Annotated in this window: 16 protein-coding genes; 12 read left to right on the top strand and 4 right to left on the bottom strand. The window is 58.6% G+C overall.

Annotated elements, in window-relative coordinates:
• Window position 1: 1 nt before the first annotated feature.
• The 8 genes from TX23_RS12100 (at window position 2) to TX23_RS12135 (ending at window position 9,283) form a co-directional block, all read left to right on the top strand.
• The gene (locus TX23_RS12100) at window positions 2-2,932 is read left to right on the top strand and encodes a glycosyltransferase family 32 protein (protein WP_157243915.1); all 2,931 of its coding nucleotides are present in this window, start codon (window positions 2-4) and stop codon (window positions 2,930-2,932) included.
• Window positions 2,933-3,124: 192 nt separating this feature from the next.
• The gene (locus TX23_RS12105; protein WP_057702365.1) at window positions 3,125-3,706 is read left to right on the top strand and encodes an alpha/beta hydrolase; all 582 of its coding nucleotides are present in this window, start codon (window positions 3,125-3,127) and stop codon (window positions 3,704-3,706) included.
• A gap of 48 nt (window positions 3,707-3,754) precedes the next feature.
• Window positions 3,755-4,678 (top strand): sigma 54-interacting transcriptional regulator, encoded by a 924-nt coding sequence (locus tag TX23_RS12110; RefSeq protein ID WP_057702366.1) that lies wholly within the window; start codon window positions 3,755-3,757, stop codon window positions 4,676-4,678.
• A 109-nt stretch (window positions 4,679-4,787) separates the two neighbouring features.
• On the top strand, window positions 4,788-5,570 hold the full coding sequence (locus tag TX23_RS12115; protein WP_057702367.1) for a MetQ/NlpA family ABC transporter substrate-binding protein: 783 nt from the start codon (window positions 4,788-4,790) through the stop codon (window positions 5,568-5,570).
• A gap of 789 nt (window positions 5,571-6,359) precedes the next feature.
• The gene (locus tag TX23_RS12120) at window positions 6,360-7,025 is read left to right on the top strand and encodes an amino acid ABC transporter permease (RefSeq protein WP_005783759.1); all 666 of its coding nucleotides are present in this window, start codon (window positions 6,360-6,362) and stop codon (window positions 7,023-7,025) included.
• Window positions 7,006-7,665: an amino acid ABC transporter permease gene (locus tag TX23_RS12125; RefSeq protein ID WP_057702368.1), complete on the top strand. Its 660-nt coding sequence runs from the start codon at window positions 7,006-7,008 to the stop codon at window positions 7,663-7,665. The genes TX23_RS12120 and TX23_RS12125 overlap by 20 nt, the downstream gene beginning before the upstream one ends.
• Entirely contained in the window at window positions 7,662-8,438 is a 777-nt protein-coding gene (locus tag TX23_RS12130; protein WP_057702369.1) for an amino acid ABC transporter ATP-binding protein, read from the top strand. The genes TX23_RS12125 and TX23_RS12130 overlap by 4 nt, the downstream gene beginning before the upstream one ends.
• Window positions 8,435-9,283, top strand: coding sequence for a transporter substrate-binding domain-containing protein (locus TX23_RS12135; RefSeq protein ID WP_057702370.1), 849 nt, complete (start codon window positions 8,435-8,437; stop codon window positions 9,281-9,283). Before TX23_RS12130 ends, TX23_RS12135 begins: the two co-directional genes overlap by 4 nt.
• A gap of 85 nt (window positions 9,284-9,368) precedes the next feature.
• Here TX23_RS12135 and TX23_RS12140 read toward each other — a convergent pair whose 3' ends face one another.
• Genes TX23_RS12140 through TX23_RS12150 form a run of 3 tightly spaced genes read right to left on the bottom strand, consistent with a single transcriptional unit; the run spans window position 9,369 to window position 14,166 of the window.
• On the bottom strand, window positions 9,369-10,946 hold the full coding sequence (locus TX23_RS12140; RefSeq protein ID WP_057702371.1) for a type VI immunity family protein: 1,578 nt from the start codon (window positions 10,944-10,946) through the stop codon (window positions 9,369-9,371).
• 2 nt (window positions 10,947-10,948) lie between these two features.
• The gene (locus TX23_RS12145) at window positions 10,949-11,815 is read right to left on the bottom strand and encodes a hypothetical protein (RefSeq protein WP_057702372.1); all 867 of its coding nucleotides are present in this window, start codon (window positions 11,813-11,815) and stop codon (window positions 10,949-10,951) included.
• Window positions 11,815-14,166 carry a type VI secretion system Vgr family protein gene (locus TX23_RS12150; protein ID WP_057702373.1) on the bottom strand — a complete coding sequence of 784 codons (2,352 nt, stop codon included), beginning with the start codon at window positions 14,164-14,166 and terminating at the stop codon, window positions 11,815-11,817. Before TX23_RS12150 ends, TX23_RS12145 begins: the two co-directional genes overlap by 1 nt.
• 476 nt (window positions 14,167-14,642) lie before the next feature.
• Between TX23_RS12150 and TX23_RS12160 the strand changes: the two genes are divergently transcribed.
• Window positions 14,643-14,936 carry a hypothetical protein gene (locus TX23_RS12160; protein ID WP_057702375.1) on the top strand — a complete coding sequence of 98 codons (294 nt, stop codon included), beginning with the start codon at window positions 14,643-14,645 and terminating at the stop codon, window positions 14,934-14,936.
• 91 nt (window positions 14,937-15,027) lie between these two features.
• Here TX23_RS12160 and TX23_RS12165 read toward each other — a convergent pair whose 3' ends face one another.
• Window positions 15,028-16,188, bottom strand: coding sequence for an AAA family ATPase (locus tag TX23_RS12165; protein WP_057702376.1), 1,161 nt, complete (start codon window positions 16,186-16,188; stop codon window positions 15,028-15,030).
• A gap of 121 nt (window positions 16,189-16,309) precedes the next feature.
• On the opposite strand from TX23_RS12165, the gene TX23_RS12170 reads away from it, so the two are divergent.
• The 3 genes from TX23_RS12170 to TX23_RS12180 are packed head-to-tail and all read left to right on the top strand — an operon-like array spanning window position 16,310 to window position 21,521.
• Entirely contained in the window at window positions 16,310-17,392 is a 1,083-nt protein-coding gene (locus tag TX23_RS12170; RefSeq protein WP_057702377.1) for an efflux RND transporter periplasmic adaptor subunit, read from the top strand.
• On the top strand, window positions 17,389-18,459 hold the full coding sequence (locus tag TX23_RS12175; protein ID WP_057702378.1) for an efflux RND transporter periplasmic adaptor subunit: 1,071 nt from the start codon (window positions 17,389-17,391) through the stop codon (window positions 18,457-18,459). Before TX23_RS12170 ends, TX23_RS12175 begins: the two co-directional genes overlap by 4 nt.
• Window positions 18,456-21,521 (top strand): efflux RND transporter permease subunit, encoded by a 3,066-nt coding sequence (locus TX23_RS12180; protein WP_057702379.1) that lies wholly within the window; start codon window positions 18,456-18,458, stop codon window positions 21,519-21,521. Before TX23_RS12175 ends, TX23_RS12180 begins: the two co-directional genes overlap by 4 nt.
• The last annotated feature ends 238 nt before the right edge of the window (window positions 21,522-21,759 follow it).

Consider the following 21,759-nt stretch of genomic DNA (forward strand, 5'->3'; position numbering starts at 1 on the left):
CATGTCTATACGCGTTCCTGTCCACGTCGTGAATACGTTCGTCAATCCCCATTTAACGGTTGAAAAGCCTGAAGAAAAGCCTGCGGTAATGGCAACTTCGAATGATCGTATGCCCGGCCTGAGACATCCATCAGCCTGTATCTTGCCCACGCTGGCTGACTATAAGAGAAAACAGAGTTTACTGCAGAGTGCTGAAGCAAGCCCTAAGCCAGGAGGCGGGAGCAACGCGGCATTGAAGAAAAACACTCGTTTAGAATCTTATATCAGTAAGCAAACCGCCGATTTTGTAACGCCAGAAAAAGAAATTTCCACTATTTTATCTGCCAGGATAAAGCAGCAATGGGATGTGGATATTGATCCGGATAAAACCTATCTGGTGACATTTAAAAATAACGGTGAAAATGAAAAAGAGGTGGTGGAAAAAATCACCTTGACACAAGCGGCATTGAAAAACAGGCAAGATGTAACAATTGAGCAAGATGAAAGCTGGTTTGTGAAGATTGGCAAGTACTTTTCGCCGGCGGTATATATTTACAACCAGATTGACGGTTGGGTGCAGGAAGCAAACACTCGACAAGGTATTTACCGGGAGCCCAGTGCGCCGGGCGATGCTCTCTATAACGCCGACACCCGCGTTTCCATACCGGTGGATGACTTCAAGGCATTAGTCTGGGATACAGACCGGACCCAAATGTATAAGAAAACCCTGGATGGGTTTTGGGACAAGCACAGTGATTCTTATACGGCACTGAGTAAAATCTCCTTCGTCAAAGCCATCAATCTGCAGCGCCTGGAAGGGAGCCTTGGCCCTGCCGAGACGGCACTCGCCCAGCGCGCGTTGGGGCCTGTTGCGCAAAAGGATTGGTCCGAGCTGACGGTTCAGGACTTTGAAGGGCCTGCCGTGAAGGACCCGGATCTGGACATCGGCCTGCTGAGCATCAATGGGTTTCAGTCCACTGACTTGATGTGTGTGACTGATCGGAAAACCCAGTTGACGTTGCTTTACATCCCTGGCAACTCCTCGCCAATACATCGCTTCGATAATCCGCAGCAAATGACAACGTGGCTGGCCAGCCAAGCCTCGGATCCCGTAAAGCGCGCATCCTTGTTGACGCACTTTTCCCTCAAGGATCAAGCTGACAGATCGTTTTCAGACGGGGTGCGTCAGACCCTGCAAGGGATGGGAAACTGGTCCGATGCGCAGGCCTCAGGCAATGCTTTCCTTTCGAGCCTCAACGGTTGGGTGCCGGATCGTTTCATCGCCGTTGAGCAGTTGCACGGCGATCCTTTCGAAGCGGTCAAGGTTCGGCAAAAGGCGCGGTCCTATTCGGACGCCGACAATGCGATTGTCAGTGACGGGGATTACACCAAGAACAAGGTGCTGCATGTCGTGGAAGAGGCTACCAAGGTCGCCATGTTCATGACGCCCCTGGCACTGGTCATGCCCGAAGTCGCTATAGGGCTGGATGTTTTCTTCCTGGCCGCCGGGGCTGCCCAGACCGGTATCGGTATTGATGATGCCGTCCAGGGAAAAGCAACGGCTTCCGACCGCATTGTGTTCGGCGTGTTGAACGCCGTACCGCCGTTGGCCACTCACGCGGGGGCACCACTGGCGAAAGCGCTGACAGAGAGGGTGTCCGGCGGTGGCGTTTCAGCAGGGGTTGATGCTGCAACCGGCACACCCACCCAAGTGACTGAACAAGCGCGCCCATTTTTCAGGCCACCACAACGTGTCAATGGGCATATCGGATACCCGATGGGGCCCGTCTCGCCTCCAGTGATCCTTGAGGAGGTCAGGGTTCCCATGGATGACGTGAGGCGCATGATCGGGAAGGATTACATGGTTTATGTCGGTCAATACGGTACCAAAGTTACGTATGACGTCGAAGCGGGTCTTTGGCGCGGGCTCCAGGCCAATGGTCAGGTGAACGACATCTTTTATTGGCGCAAAGGTCAAGGACGGTGGCTGAGTGGCACTCAAGCCGAAGCGATTGAAGGCAGTAAAAATGCGCCGGCTTCGATGACAACCACGGTACTGAAACTACCGAGGATGCCGGTACTGCCGTCCGGTGCTACAGAGGTGCCGAAAGTGATCCACTATTTTTGGGCCGGCAATGAAATGCCGGAAAATCTGCTCAATAATATTATGGAAAATTCCCGGAAAAGCCCCGGGTATAAATCGATTGTTCACGTCGATGCCAATGACGCCGATACTTTTCAGAAAATACATTCAGCATTGGATCATAAAGTGGGCGGGCTTGAAGTTCATGATGTAAAGACCGATGAAAGTTTTCAGGCTCTGAATGCAGGTCAATATGGCGAGATGTATCAGTTTTTCCGTTCAGGACGCGGGCAGAATTTAGCGGCGTCATCGGACGTCATGCGCGCGGTGCTAATGAAAAAGTACGGCGGTATCTATCTGGATACGGATGATGCACTGACCTTTAATGTGGGCGAGGTCACATTGAAAGCCACGCCCAATGATATCTTGATGAACGTGCCGGTTACTTACGAACCTACGGACTTCAATGGGTTCAACACCAGTAATTTTGCCAGCCATCCAGACAACCCTGTATTTGACGAGATTCTGGAGACAGCGTATGAGCGATACAAGGCAAACGAAGAATGGCTGAACACTAATCGTCCCTTTCTGAAGGAAAACTCGACAGCCGCAGAGCGGCAAATGTATAACGAGTATGAAAAGAAAATTTTCGAGATCACTGGGCCGAGAATGTTTGGTGATGTATTGGCGCAAAAAGAATATGGATTTTTTTCAGAAGTTGAGGAGCTGACGGATCTGATGAATGCGCGTATTTTACTTCCGCAAGCGTATGCGGAAAAACTTACACAAGTGCGGGATTATTATATGGCGATGAACCATAAGTTCGGAGTTGCTATCGGCTCGGAACACTCTATGTATCATTCTCGCTGAGGTTGGCTCGGTCATTGCGCCGCGGTTGCCGGGGCGCAATGGCCGGTTTTAATGAAGGGGCGGGTACAAGCAAATTCTGAAAAAGATGTAAATTCTATTTGGTTATTAATAAATTCTTTTTTATTCCTTATTGGTGTGTGAACCTCACCCTATACTGACCAGCAACGTTAAACGCTGCAGGAGGGCACACCCATGCACAGCGAGTCGATTCGTTATTTGATCGTGCCGGGCTGGCAAGGATCGCCAGAAGATCATTGGCAAACCCATTGGCAGAACAGCTTGCCCAACAGCGCGCGGGTGGAACAGGCCGATTGGTTGACGCCGCGCCGTGAAGATTGGGTGGCGGCGCTGGCCGAAGCGATTGCCGCTGACAACACGCCGGTCATCCTGATCGCCCATAGCCTGGGATGCATCACTGTTGCCCACTGGGCCGCCACCGCGCCCGTGCATTTCTTGCGGCAGGTACGCGGCGCGTTGCTGGTCGCCCCGGCGGATGTCGAACGTCCGGCCTGTGCACCCGCCCTGCGTAACTTTGCGCCGATTCCCACCGACCTGCTGCCGTTTCCCAGCCAGGTAGTCAGCTCCGACAACGACAGTGCCGTCAGTGCCCCTCGGGCTCTGGAACTGGCGCGTTTGTGGGGCGCCGAGGCCGGTATTTTGGCGGGTGCGGGGCATATCAATGTGAAGTCCGGCCATCGACGCTGGGAGCAGGGTTTCGCCTTCCTCTATCGCCTGCAAAATCGCCTGGAGCATCACGCCCGGCGCAGCGCCTAATATTTTTCAACGCCCCGTCCCTGAGTGGATTGGGGGCGGGAGTCTGTCATGAGTCATGAAACTTTCGGCCAGCCACTGCTGACCTTCCCGGACGCGGACAAAAGCCCGTTGAGCATCCGCGCCAAAGCACTGGTGTTCGTCGATCCGCGCTCACGCCAATTGCGCGAAGAGCTGGAAAGCCTCGCACCGCGCACCCTGCCTGTGTTGATCCGCGGCGAGACCGGCAGTGGCAAGGAACTGCTGGCACGGCACATACATCGTGGCAGTGATCGCACCGGCTTGTTTGTGTCGGTCAACTGCGGCGCTATCAGCCCCACCTATGCCGACGCCGAATTGTTCGGCTATGCCGCCGGCACCCACAGTGGCGCAGCCAGCAGCCGCGCAGGCTGGTTCGGTTCGGCCAATGGCGGCACCTTGTATCTGGATGAAATCGGCGACTTGCCGCTGCCGATCCAGGTGAAATTGCTCGCGGCGCTGGAAAACCACGAGGTCACCCGTGTCGGTGCCCAACAGCCGAGCCCGGTGGATGTGCGCCTGGTGGCCGCCACCAGTATCGACCTGGCCCAGGCCGTGGCCGTCGGCAAGTTTCACGAGCGTCTGTTTCATTATTTGAGCGAAGGCCAGCTGGACCTGCCGGCGTTGCGCGAGCGAGTGGGGGATATTTTATCCCTGGCCGAATACTTCCTCGGCATTTACAGCCAGCGCCTGGACCTGCCCGTGCCGTTGATCAGCGATGCTGCCCAACAGGTGCTTGAGCGTCACAGCTGGCCGGGTAATACCCGCGAACTGGAAAACGTCATTCACTTTGCCTTGCTGGTGAGCAGCGGCGATGAAATCTTGCCCGAGCATTTGAACCTGCCGGTGGCAGGCTCACCGCTGGAGCAAGTGCGAAGAATTTTCGCCAGCGCCAGCGCAACCGAGCGCGAATCGTTGCGTGCCTTCCTGTATGAGCAAAATGGAATATCAACGTGAATAAAAGATATTGTTCGGGAATAAAAAATATAGGTATTGTCCTTTCCACGCCGCGATAGCACTTCGCTGGCACCTCACATAAAAAATGGTCGTTAGAAAAGGACACTGCATGAAAAAGGTTCTGTTGTTTACCGCCCTGGCGGCTGCCCTGACTGTCGGCTTCGCCCAGGCCAACGAAAAGCTGGTGGTAGCGGCCACGCCGATTCCGCACGCCGAAATCCTTGAGCTGATCAAACCGACCCTGGCCAAGGAAGGCGTGGACCTGGAAATCAAGGTCTTCACCGACTACGTGCAGCCAAACGTGCAAGTCGCCGAGAAACGCCTGGACGCCAACTACTTCCAGACCCTGCCGTACCTGGAAAACTTCAACAAGGGCAAGGGCACCAACCTGGTCACCGTGGTCGGCGTGCACGTCGAACCCTTTGGCGGTTACTCGAAAAAAATCAAGAAAATTGAAGATCTGAAAGATGGCGCCACCGTGGCCATCCCGAACGAAGGCTCTAACAGCGGCCGCGCGTTGTTGCTGCTGCAGAAAGCTGGCGTGATCACCTTGAAAGACCCGACCAACGCCCTGGCCACGCCGAAAGACATCGCCAGCAACCCGAAGAACCTGAAGTTCAAGGAGCTGGAGTCGGCTCTGCTGCCACGCGTACTGGACCAGGTTGACCTGGACCTGATCAACACCAACTACGCCCTGGAAGCGGGCCTGAACCCGGCCAAGGACGCGTTGATCATCGAAGACGCCAAATCACCTTACGTAAACTTCCTGGTGGCCCGCCCGGACAACAAGGACAGCGACGCTATCCAGAAACTGTCCAAGGCCCTGACCAGTCCGGAAGTCAAAGCGTTCATCGAGAAGAAGTACAACGGCGCAGTCGTGCCGGCGTTCTGATGTAAGTCAAAACCCCCTTCAAGGTTTCAACGCCGACGGCTACTACAGCGTCGGCGTTTTTTTATCTGAAATACATTCAAAACTGTGGGAGCTTGCTCCCGTGACGGCCTGACAGCCGACGCTTATCTACCTGACGCGCCTCAGTACAAATGTGGGAGCTGGCTTGCCTGCGAAGACGGCCTAACGGTTAACACAGTTGGACCGTGTACATATCCATTGCTGCGGTCACGGCCACTTAGGGTTCCGCTCTGACAGCGGGTCACTTTTGGAAGGACCGGAATGCCGGCCCAGCCAAAAGTAACCAAAAGGTCCTCGCCCCACCACTCGGCACCTCGCCTAGGCTCGGTGTGCCAGTAATCCGCCAGTGATTTGGGGGGCCGCCGCCACGCGCCATCCATGGCGCGGGGCGGCTAAACCGGCATCCCTGCCGGTTTACCCCCCCAAATCCCTGTCGAATTCCGGCCAGCGTGGTTTAACGGGGCGCCTAAGATCAAAAGCAGATCAAGATCAAGAGCGGCTCGCTTCGCATCGTGGTTACCGTTGAGCGCTACAGGGTTGTGTAGATACCTATGCTGCGATGGTGGTGTGTCAGTCAACTCATCCAGTCCTGATACACCGATATCGCAGGCAAGCCAGCTCCCACAGAGGTCAGTTTTTTGGTGATATGAATATGCTATCTAGGTATTTAAAATTTGATTTTTATACCTTTAAAGTTCGCGCTAGCTGACGTTATCCACGTCAGCACGGACTGCGCTCGCGGCATTACCCATGCGGCGATATGGACTGCACATGACCTTCGATTTCGCTTTTATCCTCAGCACCTTGCCGGCGTTCCTGCAAGCCGTGGGCGTGACCCTGCAAGTGGGCTTGATCGCCATCGGCACCTCCTTGTTGGTGGCGCTGATCAACGCAGCCTTGTTGGTGTTTCGCACGCCCTACCTGTCACGCCTGGTGGCGTTGTATGTGGAACTGGCGCGTAACACGCCGCTGTTGATTCAGCTGTTCTTCGTCTACTTCGCGCTGCCGGCCCTGGGTTTGAATATTTCCGGGTTCTGGGCGGCAATCATCACCATGACCTTTCTCGGCGGCGCTTACCTCACCGAAGTGTTGCGCGCCGGTGTGGAAGCAGTGCCGCTGGCGCAGATCGAGTCGGGCAAATCCATCGGCCTGTCCGACTGGCAACTGCTGCGCCATGTGATCCTGCCCCAGGCCGGTATCCTCAGCCTGCCGGCGCTGTTCGCCAATTTCATCTTTCTGCTCAAGGAAACCACAGTGGTTTCCGCAGTGGCAGTGCCGGAAATTCTCTACACCACCAAGAGTTACATCGCCCTCTACTACAAGACCTACGAAATGCTCGCTGTGCTGACGCTGATTTGCGTGCTGCTGTTTTTGCCGTTATCGCTGCTGCTCAGCCGCCTGGAAAGGAGGCTCCAGCATGGCCAGTTCGGGTCTTGAGTTGCTGTGGGTGTCGTTGCCGCAACTGGGCAAGGGCGCTGCGCAAACCCTGTCGATTTCGTTTTTGAGCATCGCCTTCAGTACGGTCGGCGGCGTGCTGTATGGCGTGCTGCGCACCTTGAATAACAAGGCGATCAACGGCGTGTTGCGGGTCTACCTGGAACTGTTCCGCGCCATTCCGGTGCTGGTGTGGTTGTACCTGCTGTTTTTCGGTTTGCCGATCTTCTTTGGCGTGAGCCTGCCCAGTTTCTGGTGCGCGGTGCTGGTGTTGTCGCTATGGGGCGCCAGCGAAGTCGGTGAGGTGGTGCGCGGTGCGTTGCATTCGCTGCCGCGTGGCCAGCGCGAAGCGGGCTTGTTGATCGGCCTGTCCGGCCCGCAGTTGTACGGCTATGTGCTGCTGCCCCAGGCTCTTAAACGCATGACGCCGCCGACCATCAATGTCTACACGCGCATTATCAAAACCAGTTCCCTTGCGGTGCTGATCGGCGTGGTGGATGTGATCAAGGTTGGCCAGCAAATCATCGAGCGCACCTACGAGTCGGTATTGATCTACGGCGCGCTGTTCCTGTTTTTCTTCTTTATCTGCTACCCGTTGTCAGCCGCCTCCAAGCTGCTGGAACGGCGCTGGGCCCAGGCATGAGCGCATTGATCGAGTTTCAGGGTTTCAACAAATTCTTCGGTGAGGCGCAGGTGCTCAAGGGCATCGACCTGAGCGTGCAACGCGGCGAAGTGGTGGTGATCTTAGGCCCCAGCGGCTGTGGCAAAAGCACCTTGCTGCGCTGCCTCAATGGGCTGGAAGTGGCACACAGCGGACACTTGCGCTTTGCAGGCATTGAGCTGCTGGATAAAACTACCGACTGGCGCCAGGTGCGCCAGGACATCGGCATGGTGTTCCAGAGCTACCACCTGTTCCCGCACATGAGCGTGCTCGACAACATCCTGCTCGGCCCGCTGAAAGTGCAAAAGCGCGACCCCCGCGAGGCCCGTGAGCAGGCGGAAAACTTACTGGAGCGCGTGGGCCTGGCCGACAAGCGCGACGCCTTCCCACGCCAGCTTTCCGGCGGCCAGCAGCAACGCATCGCCATCGTGCGCTCGTTGTGCATGAACCCCCAGGTCATGCTTTTCGACGAAGTCACCGCCGCCCTCGACCCGGAGATGGTCAAGGAAGTGCTGGAAGTGATTCAGGGCCTGGCCCGCGATGGCATGACCTTGCTGATCGTCACCCACGAAATGGCCTTCGCCCGTGCGGTTGCCGACCGCGTGGTGTTCATGGAGGCCGGTCGCATCCTCGAACACAACACCCCCGAGGCATTCTTTACGAACCCGCAGACCGCACGCGCGCAGCAGTTCCTGGAGAAGTTCTCCTTCGTTTCAACACTGCCCAAAAAGATCAAGGAACTGGAGCTGATATGAAAAAGTTACTGCTGCCACTGTTTGCCGTCGCCTTGCTGGCCGGCTGCGATAAAAAGGCCGAAGAGCCGGTAAAACCCGCGGCTGTCAGCTATATCGACAAAATAAAAGCGCGGGACAAGCTGATCGTTGGCGTCTTCACTGACAAGCCACCGTTTGGCTTTGTCGACGAGGCCGGCCGCTACGTCGGCTTCGATACCGACATTGGCCGTCAATTCGCCAAGGACCTGCTGGGCGACGAAAGCAAGGTGGAATTTGTCGCCGTGGAACCGGCCAGCCGCATTCCGTTCCTGCAAAGCGACAAGGTCGACCTGATCCTCGCCAACATGACTGTGACGCCCGAGCGCAAGGAAGCGGTGGACTTCACCAATCCCAATCTGAAAGTCGCGGTACAGGCCCTGGTACCGAATGACAGCACGGTAAAAAACCTGGATGACCTGTCGACGCGCACCACCATCGTCACCACCGGCACCACGGCCGACATCTGGCTGACCAAGAACCACCCAGAGTGGAAACTGCTCAAGTTCGAGAAGAACTCCGAGTCGCTGCAAGCATTGTCGGCCGGCCGTGGGGATGCCTATGCGCAAGACAACCTGGTGCTGTTCAGTTGGGCCAAGCAGAACCCTGGCTACCGCGTACTGGAAGAGAAACTGGGTGCTGAAGCCCCGATTGCCCCGGCGGTGAAGAAGGGCAATACCGAGCTGCGTGACTGGGTGAATGCCGAGCTGGCGAAGCTGGGTGAGGAGAAGTTTTTGCTCAAGCTCTATGACCAATATGTGCGAAAAGAACTGAGCGATGACACCAAGCCTGAGAGTGTGATTGTTGAAGGCGGGAAGTGGCAGGGCTGAGTTGTGCTTGGGTCGAGGGCTTCCCTCGACCTGGCTACTGAACGGTCGGTCACGCGGCCCTACCGGCACGGCTTAGTTGGAGACATCACGGGCCTTCATAAAAGAAGTGAGCTACCGTTCCCAACCAAAGCCAGACAACTTTCTCTCCGCCAACCCAAGGCATCTGGTGTCCATCGTAAAACAGTTGCAGAGTGCTGGGTTTGTACTCGCAAACCCACAACCCGTGATAAGGACAAGGTTCGCCACTGCGTGCGCGCAGACCGTGCACGGCCCAGAGCCAGCGAACGACCTGCCCTTGATGGAGGGGGAGGCGCTCGTTCAACTTGACTTCACAATCTACGCAACGATCGAGTTCCATTTCCCAGCGTCCGGCGCGAGGTGCGGGCTCCTGGCTGTTGGCGAAACCGGATGGCGTTTGATCAAAGTCGCGTTGCCAGAACACCGCTTCGTCGCCTGACTCGCTGGCGAGGGTGGGCAGGGTATCGCCCTGCGTGAAGGCGCGTCGGGAGTACGCCTGACCAGGGACGAGCCACCAGCCGCTTTGAGTGCACGCCATGCCTGAAACGATGCTAAGCGCAATCACTTTGTTGGAGACCTGGGCAGGGGAGATATCCGGCGGCCTTCTAAAGCGTGTTGCCGGTGTGGGCCAGTCGCTGTCCGCGTCGAAACGGGCCATCCAGCGGAGACTGTCTGCATCGGTGAAACGCTCGTTGGGATCGCCGTCCCATTGGCCGAAGCCGAGCAATCCCAAGTCGTCATAGCGGATAGGTTTGAGGAGTTTGTTCAGGAGCATGGGCAGTTCAGGGACGCCTAGCTCGACGGGGTACAGCTCGGGCTGTTCGCCCAGCTCAATCCACTGGCCGCTGTGTAACTCGGTGATACTGATGCGCGGGTGGGCGAGTGCCGCGCGTACTTGCTCGCGGGTGAGGTCAAGTTTTTCGCGCCAGTGGTCGGCGAGCAGGAAGGCCCAGGTGGGCGGGCGGATGCCGTTGCGCAGTGCGCTCTGCATGCCAAAAGGGAAGTCAATATCCAGGCCATAGAAGCTGGGAGCCAGCGACCGCTCCCAAGTAGTGATGGCGGACCGTGTGCCGAACTGAAGTGGGTTGGCCATGGCAAAGCCGCTGTAGACCTGATGTGCCTTGAGCAGGTCAATGGTCTTGAGTACAAAGCGGCGCCACGCTTCGCGGTTGTCTTGCCACCATTGCCAACGGTAGTAAAACATGATGGAGGAGTAGGCGGTTCTCCTCTCTTCGTCTCTTATAAACCACGTGCGCCAGAAGTACCCCGCCGTGGTAGGTGAGGAGGCGTGGTTTTTTTCATCGGTGAATTTGAAAACAAAGTGCTCGGAGCGGGAGGCTTTCCTGGCCTGCTCGCGTAGATCCGGTAAACGTGATGAGCCGTAAGGATGTGGACGTTCTGAAATCGGGTGGGTGCCAATGGTGTAGGGCTTCCCAAGTAGTTGCTCAAAGTCTTCGTGAATATCCACCATCAACAGTGCTATTTCTTGGTGGTTATCCGGCCCTGGTGGGAAATAGAAGCTGATGAAAGGGCTGACGCCATGCGAGGACTCTTCAGTGCCTGACTCTGAGTTAGGCCACTCCTTCAACAACTCGACAAAAAGGTCTCGCTCTTCGGCGGTAAACATCTGATGAGTAGTACTCATAATTAGTTTTTCTTCCTTGCTTGTTGGTTTTGCGGCGATTTTTTGTCATCTACTTCAAAGCCGATGCAATCCTCCGGCACCCGCAGCAGCGCTACTTTTTCTGTGCCGATTTTCTCTCGATTAACGCCTGTTTTCGGCGTCATCAGCTCTACGTAACTCATCATTTGCTTATCTTTTACCCAGTCCCCCGGAAACTTTATTTCAATCGCCGCAAACACATTGTCCGTTTCAAACGCCTCCTGCCGGTACTCGACCACCACCAAGTCCGGAGCCAGGCTCTCCCACGGGCGCGGCCAGAACGGAAACACCTTGCCAAACCGCTTGGGCCGAGTTTCGGGCTCGCCCAGCAAGGCTTTTGCGCTGTTACGGTTGTAGTTGGGCTCAGCCTTGAGCGGGCTGCGCCACTCCAACACTTCGTCGATCGCCTCAAACAGCAACGAAGCGGTGGTTTGCTTGAGCGCGACCTCAATGGTAGTCGTCACACTGTCGCCCGCGACGGTCTTGCGCAGGCGGCGCGGCACCTTGATAGGCATCTGCAACGCGACGTTGCACACCTGGCTGATGGCCGGGCGGAACGGCACCTTGCGTTCGATGTATTCCTTGAAGGTCACGTTTTCATTGCCGCGCCGCGAAACGGTGCTATTGCCACCTCGGTCCACCACGGCAAAGGTTGAACTCTTGATCTCGATTTCACGGGTCAGCGCCTCAATGGCCTGCTGCAAGACGTGCTTGATACTGCTCTTGCGCTCAGCGATTTCACTGGCGAGCCGCGCAAGATCGGCGGCGCTCATGGCGGCTTCGTGAGCCTGATACACACGATACGCGCGGTATGCGCCTGCAAGGATCGCAGCGGCGGCTGGGGCTGGCATCAGTCGAGGTCTCCCAGTTCCAGGTATTGATCAAGAAAGTCATCTGGAAAAAGCCCCGCGTCATCGTGAGCCACGGCTTGTTCTTCAATGAGTGCAACGCTGGGTCGCCAGGTCTCGGTGACGCGCTGATCCTCACGTACGATTGCTTTATGGGCTTGTACGGCGTGGGTCGTCGGCGTCATTGCCCAGTCTGTTTCACCCGATGAGTGAGTCAGGCCCTCGGCGAGGACGGCAGCACCGTCGGTGATGCTATACCGATAGCCAGCGAAGGCGCGTTGATCGCTCTTGAGCAGCGTATAGCGCCCCAGGAAGTCGCCGGGTGGAGGGGCCGACGAGCGCTGCTGGCTTGTGAATGGATTGCCGGTGCCCAGCGTATCGGCGGTCACGGGACCTTTGAGTTTGATGGTCAGCCCATCAAGGGTAATACCGTCGCTGTCAATCGTGAGGCTGCCTCCGGGGGCCTTCAAGACAATTCGTTGGCCCGCTGCGACTTCAAACACTGTGGTTTTCTGCGCAATGCCTTCTCCGGCAGCCAGCCGATAGTGACTCTTTACACAATGCTCAGCATTCCCGCCGATACGGATGTCATGGTCGGCGGCGACTTTGTCGTATCGGTTGTTGCCTACCTCCTCCGTACGATCCCTGCCAATGTGGGTCCGATGGTCGCGGCCCAGCGTCTGAATGCGGTCCTGCACCACCTCAATTCGCTCATCGTTACCCACCCTTTCGCTGCGGTCGTGGCCAATTTCAATATGCTCGTCGTGCCCAACGTTCTCGCGGCGGTCGTTGCCGACAAAGATGCCGTTGTTGTGTTTGATATGGACGTTCTTGTCTTTCTCGGCATGGATGTACACCTCCTGCTGGCCCAACTCATCTTCAAAACGCAGCTCATTGAAACCTGCGCCCTTATGGGTCCGGCTCTTGATGGTCATCCGCGTCTTGTGTTTGGGTAGCTCGTAGGGCGGCCGGTTGGTCTCGCGGTAGGCGCGACCCGTGGCAATCGGCTGGTCAGGATCACCGGCTAAAAAGCTGATCACCAGTTCCTGACCCACACGTGGGATGGCCATGGAGCCCCAGGTAGCACCGGCCCAGCCTTGCGTGACGCGAATCCAGCACGAACGCTGATCGTTGTTTTTATCCGAGCGGTCCCACGGAAACTGCACTTTGACCCGGCCCCATTCGTCGCAATAAATCTCTTCGCCCGGGGGGCCTACCACCGTGGCAATCTGCGGGCCGTCGATGCACGGCTTTTCGCACAGCGGCGCTTTCCAGTCGGACATCCAGTGGATCGCGCTGGCCTTCATTTCGTAGAACGTGCCGCTGTCGCTGCCGAACGCTTCCTCCTCCAGACTGCTGTGCTGTTTGCCTTCATGCTTGACGGCAATTGTGCGCCAGCGATCATTGAAATTTTCGCGAGGATGCTCGTTGAGGTCGAACGCCAGGCCAGGTTGCAAGCGCGCATCGTCGCCGGCCACGTGTGCCAGCTTGGCGTCGTTGCGCAGGGCGGTGAGGCGCGTTTTGGTGAAGGGTTTACCCGCAATATCGCGCTTGTAGCGTCCGGGATAGTCGTAGCGTTCGTAGTCCTTGTGCTGGTTGTTCAGATCCTGGTCACCGGTGGCGGTGTGTTGCTGGTTGTAGCTCGGGTGGGTGAAGGTGTAGTCGCGATGCACCTGTACGGCGGTGCGCACTTGCTCGGTGTAGTGGAAGCGATGCAAGGCCGGTTCCAAGGCGTCTCCACCGCCCATCGGTTGATAGATCACGGGGCAATGTTCGTGGGTGCCGATGGTGCCCAGGCCGCCAACTCGGTCGGTGAGCCACAGGGTGTGGCCGTCGGTGCGGTGTTCGAAGGTGTAGAGCAGCCCTTCTTCGGCGGCGAGGCGGGCGAGGAAGTCGAGGTCGGTTTCGCCCGCCTGCACGCAGTATTCGCGGGGTTGATGGTCGAAGCAGAGATACGTTTTGACGTCCGTCAGGCGTTGCTCCTTGAGCACTTCAACGATGATGTCGGGCACGTTCTTGCCTTGGAATATGCGCCAGTTGGAACGCAGTTCGAAACGCTTCAGCGTCGGTTCCAGCACGACGCTGTAACGGGTACGTCGAAAACCGGTATCGCCTTGGGTGAACAGGCTGACTAGGCCGTGGACGTAGCGCACCGGTGATTCACCGCGCCAAATGGTGAACAGCCCCGCCAGATCCAGCACGCGATTGAAATCGATGGCGGCGTTGTGGCTGGCCAGCTCCAGCTCTAGTTTGAACGGCTGGGACAGGCCTTCTTCGAGCTTGAACGACACCACATCGAAGGCATCCCTCTTCAAGGGGTCGAAGGTGTAGCGCAGGTCGCTTTGGCGGGGCATTGGGACTCCTTGTCGATCTGTGGTTTGCAGTCGATCGGGCAGTTGGCGTCTTGGGGTTTACGGTCGCAGCGTCTGCGTTATGCTTTGCAGCTTGTTGAGGGCGCCACTCTATGCTGGCGAAATTTGACGCCTCAATAGGGTGGCGACAATCAAGAGGCATCCGACATTTCGGACTGTGATGAGCTGTCGGAAATATCCCATCAGTTGCACGCGGGCTGACGGCACCTTATAGTTCGCCCCGTCGTCGACCTCGGTCAGCGACAGGGTTTCGCAGCCCTGAAAATTATTACCAATACCGTCGAACATCGTGCAGCCGATTCACAGCTGCCTCTCGTTTTATGGCGGTTGTGCGTGGGAGATCTTCGGGTCTGCCGGGTTCTGGTAATAATCCCCGGTCTGCGAACCCGCGCACAGCTGCCACCTCATTTGTTTCGCAGCAAAACGGTGGCGATTTTTCTTTCTTAAGGATTATTACCATGACTACTCAACACCCGCCCCGCCGCTTCACCCCCATGTCCCAAACCGCAACCGAATACCCCGTGCTGCTGATCGACAGCGATGCCCCACTCAGTGAGTTGCACGCTTGTGCAAGCGAACGTCTAAACGCGGCACTCGCTTACCTGCATCTGATGGCCTGTTCCAACGTGTCCGACTATGCCGAGCACGACATCAATACCGTCGCCAATACCGCTCGGATCATGGTCCAGGATGTGGCGGATGTGTTTACGGTGATTGAACGGCGCGGGTTTGATTCGTCTGCGGTTGGATGACGTGATTTGAGCAGTGAGAAAACCCGCTTCGGTGGGTTTTCTAGGTTTGCCGGTGGCATGGTGGGCTTAATGTTGTCTCGTGCCGCCGCCATCACTGCGGCCAATGCCAGGCCGGCGCATCCAGAATCCCTTGCCCCACAATCCGCGTCTCCCCCAACACCTTCTCCAGCACAATCGAATTACACTCCTCATCCTGCTGCAAGGCCGCGATCAAGCGGCTGGCGTGGGACACCACCCACACCTGGCACTGTTTCGACGCCTCGATGATCAAGCGCGCCAAGGCGGGCAACAGGTCCGGATGCAAGCTGGTTTCCGGTTCGTTCAGCACCATCATGGTCGGCGGGCGTGGCGTCAGCAGCGCTGCGATCAGCAACAGGTAACGCAAGGTGCCGTCCGACAGCTCCGCCGCCGACAACGGCCGCAGCAAACCTTCCTGATAGAACTCGATGGCAAAGCGTCCGCCCTGCAACGGTTCAATGTGCAGACGCGCGCCCGGGAATGCATCGCTCACGGCGCGTTGCAGCGCCTCGGGATCGCCAATCTCGCGGATGGTCTGCAACGCGGCCGCCAGATCGCGGCCATCGTGGTGCAACACCGGCGTGCGCGTGCCCAACTGTGGCTGGCGCACTGGCGCGTCCACGTCGCTGCGAAAGTGATCGTAAAAGCGCCAGCCACGAATGCTTTCGCGCAACAGCAGCACTTCCGGCGAGCCACGCAGGCTGCCGACCTGATCGAACAGGCTGTGGTAGTTCGGCGTGTGCTGCGCCAGCACATCCCAGGCACGGCCTTCGCGGGCACGCACCATCGGCCCTGAGCGCTGCACCAGCAGGCTGGCCGGACGGTAGACGTGGCCGGCCCAGATGCATTCCTTTTTTACTTCGGGGTCCAGTTTGAAGGCCGAGAGGGTTTTTTCGGGTAAGCCCAAAGAGATCGCGTAGCTGAAATCCTCGGCGGCAAACCCCAGGCGCAGGCGCTTGACGCCCTGGCGCACATTGGATTCGACCGGCACTTCGCCGCTGCGCATGCGCCGGGTGATGGTTTCCGGCCCCGCCCAGAAGGTCGAATCCAGCCCGCCTTCGCGGGCCAGCGCATTGATCACCCCGCCCTGGGCGGTTTCGGCCAACAGGCGCAGGGCGCGATACAGGTTGGACTTGCCGCTGCCATTGGGGCCAGTGACCAGGTTCAGCCGGTCCAGGGGCACCACCAATTTGTTGATCGAGCGGTAATTGGCCACCGCGAGGGTTTTAAGCATGTGTATTTAGTCAGCATGGGAACCATTGGAGTATGGGATCCTCCATGCAGATAAGGAACCCTGATCTAAGCTCACAGTCGCATACACACTTGAACGTCGGCATCACGCAAAAGGAGCCTGCATGGGCGGTCGCACCTCGACATTTATTTTCAGCCTTGGCCTCCTGGCGCTGCTCAGCGGCTGTGGCCAGGACAAAGCCGAGCCCAAGCAGCATTCACGGGTGTTCGTGCAAACCGTGCAGTCGGCGGATTTTGCCGCGGCAGTGACGCTGACGGGTGATATCCAGGCGCGGGTGCAAACCGATCTGTCCTTTCGCGTGGGCGGCAAGATCATCCAGCGCATGGTCGACGTGGGCGACCGCGTCACGGCCAGGCAAGTCCTGGCCAGGCTCGACCCCAAGGACCTGCAAACCAACGTCGATTCGGCCCAGGCCCAGGTCGTGGCCGAGCAGGCGCGAGTCAAGCAGACCGCTGCCGCCTTCGTACGCCAGGAAAAACTCTTGCCCAAGGGCTACACCAGTCGCAGCGAATACGATGCTGCCCAGGCCGCGTTGCGCAGCAGTCAAAGCGCTTTGGCCGCCGCCCAGGCGCAATTGGCCAATGCCCGTGAGCAACTCGGTTACACGGCGCTGGTCGCCGATGCACCGGGGATCATCACGGCGCGCCAGGCCGAGGTCGGCCAGGTGGTACAAGCCACCGTACCGATCTTCAGCCTGGCCCGTGATGGCGAGCGTGACGCGGTATTCAACGTGTACGAATCCCTGCTGGTGGAGCCGCCGCCCGATGCGCCGATTACCGTCAGCCTGCTCGACAACCCGAGCATCAAGGCCGTGGGCAAGGTGCGTGAAGTGACGCCGGCAGTGGCGGCCAATACCGGCACGGTACAAGTGAAGATCGCTCTGCAAAGCCTGCCCAAAGGCATGGAACTGGGCTCGGTGGTGAGCGCCACCGCCAACGGCCCGGCCAAGGCCAGCATCGAATTGCCCTGGGCGGCCTTGACCAAAGACCTCAGCGAACCCGCCGTATGGCTGGTGGATGCCGACGGCAAGGCGCAACTGCACAAGGTCACGGTGGCCCGTTACCTCACCGGCAAAGTGATTATTGGCGAGGGCCTTAAAGGCGGCGAAAAAGTCGTAGTGGCCGGTGGGCAATTGCTGCACCCCGGCATGGTGGTCGAGATCGCCCAGCAAGGAGCCCAGCCATGAAGCAGTTGACGGTTATCGTCGCCGCCAGCCTGGTGCTGATGGCTTGCTCCAGGGAAGAGGCGCCGCCGGAGCCTGTGCGCCCGGTGTTGTCCATGGAAGTGAAGGCGCAAGACCAGGAAAACCTCGGCCGTTTCGCCGGCACTATCCAGGCCCGCTATGAAAGCAACCTGGGTTTCCGAGTGCCGGGCCGTATTGCCCGTCGCGCCGTCGACGTGGGCGCCGAGGTAGAGAAGGGCGCCTTGCTTGCCGTGCTCGACCCCACCGACCAGCAGAACCAATTGCGTGCCGCCCAGGGCGACCTTGCTCGCGTGCAGGCACAGTTCATTAATGTCCAGGCCAATGCCCGTCGTCAGCAAGAGCTGTTCAATCGCGGCGTCGGCGCCCAGGCTCAGTTGGATGTGGCGCAGACCGATCTGAAAACCACCCAGGCCACCCTTGATCAGGCCCGTGCCTCGGTCAACCAGGCCAGGGACCAGCTCAACTACGCCGAACTGCGCACCGACCACGCTGGCATCGTCACCGCCTGGAATGCCGAGGCTGGTCAGGTCGTCAGCGCCGGGCAGCAGGTGGTGACCCTGGCTCGCCCCGACATCAAGGAAGCGGTGATCGATCTGCCCGCGGGCCTGGCCGAGCGCCTGCCGGCGGATGTGGTGTTTCTGGTCGCCGGTCAACTGGACCCCAGCGTGCAGACCACCGCCATCGTGCGCGAGATCGAGCCCCAGGCTCAAAGCGCCACGCGCACCCGCCGCGCACGCCTGAGCCTGACCGATACCCCCGCCGCGTTCCGCCTGGGCACCGCTATCAGCGTGACCTTGAGCAGCGCCATTACGCCGCGTATCGAATTGCCCCTGAGCGCCTTGCAGGAAGTCGACGGCAAGACGCGCATTTGGCTGCTTGATACCCAGAGCCAGAGCGTGCAGCCACGCGACGTCAGTGTGGTCAGCCGGGATGCCGACAGCGTCCTGGTCAATGGCGGCATCAAAGCTGGCGAGCGCATTGTCACAGCCGGCGTGAACAGCCTGAAACCCGGGCAAAAAGTCAAAATCGACGAGGACAGCCCGCGATGAAAGGGAGCTTCAACTTATCCGACTGGGCCCTCAAGCATCAGTCCTTCGTCTGGTACCTGATGTTCGTCGCGCTGCTGATGGGCGTGTTCTCGTATATGAACCTGGGCCGCGAGGAAGACCCCTCGTTCACCATCAAGACCATGGTGATCCAGACCCGCTGGCCGGGCGCGACCCAGGAGGAAACCCTCAAGCAGGTCACTGATCGCATCGAGAAAAAACTCGAAGAACTCGACTCCCTCGACTATGTGAAAAGCTATACGCGACCGGGTGAGTCCACGGTGTTTGTGTTCCTCAAGGACACCACCAGCGCCAAGGCCATTCCGGAGATCTGGTACCAGGTTCGCAAGAAGATCGACGACATTCGCGGCACCTTCCCCCAGGGCTTGCAGGGGCCGTCGTTCAACGATGAGTTCGGAGACGTATTCGGCTCGGTGTACGCCTTTACTGGCGACGGCTTGTCGATGCGCCAGTTGCGCGACTATGTAGAGCAGGTGCGCGCCGAAATCCGCTCGGTGCCGGGGCTGGGCAAGGTCGAGATGATCGGCCAGCAGGACGAAGTGATCTACCTGAACTTCTCCACGCGCAAACTGGCGGCATTGGGCATTGACCAGCGCCAGGTCGTGCAAAGCCTGCAATCGCAGAATGCGGTAACGCCGGCCGGGGTGATCGAGGCCGGGCCGGAGCGGATTTCGGTGCGCACCTCGGGGCAGTTCGCCTCGGAGAAAGACCTGGCCAACGTCAACCTGCGTCTCAATGACCGCTTCTATCGGCTGGCGGATATTGCCGACATCAGCCGTGGCTATGTGGACCCGGCGCGGCCGATGTTCCGCTTCAACGGCAAACCGGCAATTGGCTTGGCGATCGCCATGCAGAAGGGCGGCAATATTCAGTCGTTCGGCAAGGCGCTGCACGGGCGCATGGACGAGCTGACCGCCGACCTGCCGGTGGGCGTTGGTGTGCACAAGGTGTCCGACCAGGCCGAAGTGGTGGAAGAGGCCGTGGGCGGCTTTACCAGCGCGTTGTTCGAAGCCGTGATCATTGTTCTGGTGGTGAGCTTTATCAGCCTCGGCATGCGCGCCGGGCTGGTGGTCGCGTGCTCGATCCCGCTGGTGCTGGCGCTGGTGTTCGTGTTCATGGAATACAGCGGCATCACCATGCAGCGGGTCTCGTTGGGCGCCTTGATCATTGCTCTGGGCCTGTTAGTGGACGACGCGATGATCACCGTGGAGATGATGATCACGCGCCTGGAAAAAGGCGAAACCAAGGAGCAGGCCGCCACCTACGCCTATACCTCCACGGCCTTCCCGATGCTCACCGGTACGCTGGTGACCGTGGCCGGTTTCGTACCGATTGGCCTCAACGCCAGTTCGGCGGGCGAGTACACCTTTACCCTGTTCGCGGTGATTGCCGTGGCGATGCTGGTGTCTTGGGTCGTGGCGGTGCTGTTTGCGCCGGTGATCGGCGTGCATATTCTCAGCGCCAATGTGAAGCCGCATAACGCCGAGCCTGGGCGCATTGGCCGTGCGTTCAATGGCGGTATGCTCTGGGCCATGCGCAACCGCTGGTGGGCTATCGGTATTACCGTGGCGCTGTTTGCGGCCTCGGTGTTTTCCATGCAGTTTGTGCAGAACCAGTTTTTCCCGTCGTCGGATCGCCCGGAAATCCTGGTTGATCTGAACCTGCCGCAAAACGCCTCGATCAATGAGACGCGCAAGGCGGTTGACCGCCTCGAAGCGATCATCAAGGACGACCCGGACATCGCTCGCTGGAGCACCTACATCGGCCAGGGCGCTATCCGTTTTTACCTGCCGCTGGACCAGCAGTTGGAAAACCCCTACTACGCGCAACTGGTGATTGTGAGCAAGGGCCTGGAAGAGCGTGGCGCCCTGATCGCCCGCCTGCAACAACGCTTGCGCGATGATTTTGTCGGTATCGGCAGCTACGTGCAGCCGCTGGAAATGGGCCCGCCGGTCGGGCGGCCGATCCAGTATCGCGTGTCCGGTAAAGACACCGACCAGGTGCGCAAACACGCCATCGAACTGGCGACCTTGCTGGATCAGAACACCCACTTGGGCGAGATCATCTACGACTGGAACGAGCCGGGCAAAGTGCTGCGCGTCGACATCGCCCAGGACAAGGCGCGGCAACTGGGGCTGTCGTCCGAAGACGTGGCGCAGTTGATGAACAGCGTGGTCAGCGGCGCGGCGGTGACCCAGGTACACGACGATATCTACCTGATCAACGTGGTCGGTCGCGCCGAAGATGCCGAGCGCGGTACGCCGGAAACCTTGCAGAACCTGCAGATCGTGACGCCCAACGGCACCTCGATTCCATTGCTGGCCTTTGCCACGGTGCGTTACGAACTGGAGCAGCCGCTGGTGTGGCGTCGTGATCGCAAACCGACGATTACCATCAAGGCCGCGGTGCGCGATGAGATGCAGCCGACCGACCTGGTCAAGCAGTTGGCGCCGACCATTCAGAAATTCAGCGACGGCCTGCCGGTGGGCTACAAAGTCGCCACCGGCGGCACCGTGGAGGAAAGCGGCAAGGCCCAGGGCCCGATTGCCAGCGTGGTGCCGTTGATGCTGTTCCTGATGGCCACGTTCCTGATGATCCAGTTGCACAGCGTGCAGAAGATGTTCCTGGTGGCCAGCGTCGCGCCGCTGGGGCTGATCGGCGTGGTACTGGCGTTGATCCCCACCGGTACGCCGATGGGCTTTGTGGCGATCCTGGGGATCCTGGCGCTGATCGGCATCATCATTCGCAACTCGGTGATCCTGGTGACGCAGATTCACGAGTATGAAGTGGCCGGCTATACGCCGTGGGATGCGGTGGTGGAAGCGACCGAACACCGGCGTCGGCCGATTCTGCTCACCGCGGCGGCGGCGAGCCTGGGCATGATCCCCATTGCCCGGGAAGTGTTCTGGGGGCCGATGGCTTACGCGATGATTGGCGGGATTATTATCGCCACGTTGCTGACGCTGTTGTTCCTGCCGGCGCTGTATGTGGCCTGGTACAAGATCCGCGAGCCTAAGCAAGAGCAACAGGAACAACGCAGCTAAAACTGTGGGAGGGGCTCGTTCCCGATGGCGGTGATCAGTCAACCCATCACTGACTGGACTACCGCTATCGGGGCATAGGTATCTACACAACTCTTTGGTGAGCCGCCGGACCTGTGGGAGGGGGCTTGCCCCCGATGGCGGCCTAAGAGCCGACCAGGATGCTGGACTTTGATCGAGTGCATATCCGTTATTTGGGTAGCGGCTGCTATTGGTTCCGCTTTTACAGCGGGTCACTTTG

The organism is Pseudomonas paralactis, from assembly GCF_001439735.1.
Classification (GTDB): Bacteria; Pseudomonadota; Gammaproteobacteria; order Pseudomonadales; family Pseudomonadaceae; genus Aquipseudomonas; species Aquipseudomonas paralactis.

Coding starts and splice junctions, on each gene's coding strand:
- TX23_RS12100 (WP_157243915.1), top strand. CDS start 2: ATGTCTATACGCGTTCCTGTCCACGTCGTGAATACGTTCGTCAATCCC.
- TX23_RS12105 (WP_057702365.1), top strand. CDS start 3,125: ATGCACAGCGAGTCGATTCGTTATTTGATCGTGCCGGGCTGGCAAGGA.
- TX23_RS12110 (WP_057702366.1), top strand. CDS start 3,755: ATGAGTCATGAAACTTTCGGCCAGCCACTGCTGACCTTCCCGGACGCG.
- TX23_RS12115 (WP_057702367.1), top strand. CDS start 4,788: ATGAAAAAGGTTCTGTTGTTTACCGCCCTGGCGGCTGCCCTGACTGTC.
- TX23_RS12120 (WP_005783759.1), top strand. CDS start 6,360: ATGACCTTCGATTTCGCTTTTATCCTCAGCACCTTGCCGGCGTTCCTG.
- TX23_RS12125 (WP_057702368.1), top strand. CDS start 7,006: ATGGCCAGTTCGGGTCTTGAGTTGCTGTGGGTGTCGTTGCCGCAACTG.
- TX23_RS12130 (WP_057702369.1), top strand. CDS start 7,662: ATGAGCGCATTGATCGAGTTTCAGGGTTTCAACAAATTCTTCGGTGAG.
- TX23_RS12135 (WP_057702370.1), top strand. CDS start 8,435: ATGAAAAAGTTACTGCTGCCACTGTTTGCCGTCGCCTTGCTGGCCGGC.
- TX23_RS12140 (WP_057702371.1), bottom strand. CDS start 10,946: ATGAGTACTACTCATCAGATGTTTACCGCCGAAGAGCGAGACCTTTTT.
- TX23_RS12145 (WP_057702372.1), bottom strand. CDS start 11,815: ATGCCAGCCCCAGCCGCCGCTGCGATCCTTGCAGGCGCATACCGCGCG.
- TX23_RS12150 (WP_057702373.1), bottom strand. CDS start 14,166: ATGCCCCGCCAAAGCGACCTGCGCTACACCTTCGACCCCTTGAAGAGG.
- TX23_RS12160 (WP_057702375.1), top strand. CDS start 14,643: ATGACTACTCAACACCCGCCCCGCCGCTTCACCCCCATGTCCCAAACC.
- TX23_RS12165 (WP_057702376.1), bottom strand. CDS start 16,188: ATGCTTAAAACCCTCGCGGTGGCCAATTACCGCTCGATCAACAAATTG.
- TX23_RS12170 (WP_057702377.1), top strand. CDS start 16,310: ATGGGCGGTCGCACCTCGACATTTATTTTCAGCCTTGGCCTCCTGGCG.
- TX23_RS12175 (WP_057702378.1), top strand. CDS start 17,389: ATGAAGCAGTTGACGGTTATCGTCGCCGCCAGCCTGGTGCTGATGGCT.
- TX23_RS12180 (WP_057702379.1), top strand. CDS start 18,456: ATGAAAGGGAGCTTCAACTTATCCGACTGGGCCCTCAAGCATCAGTCC.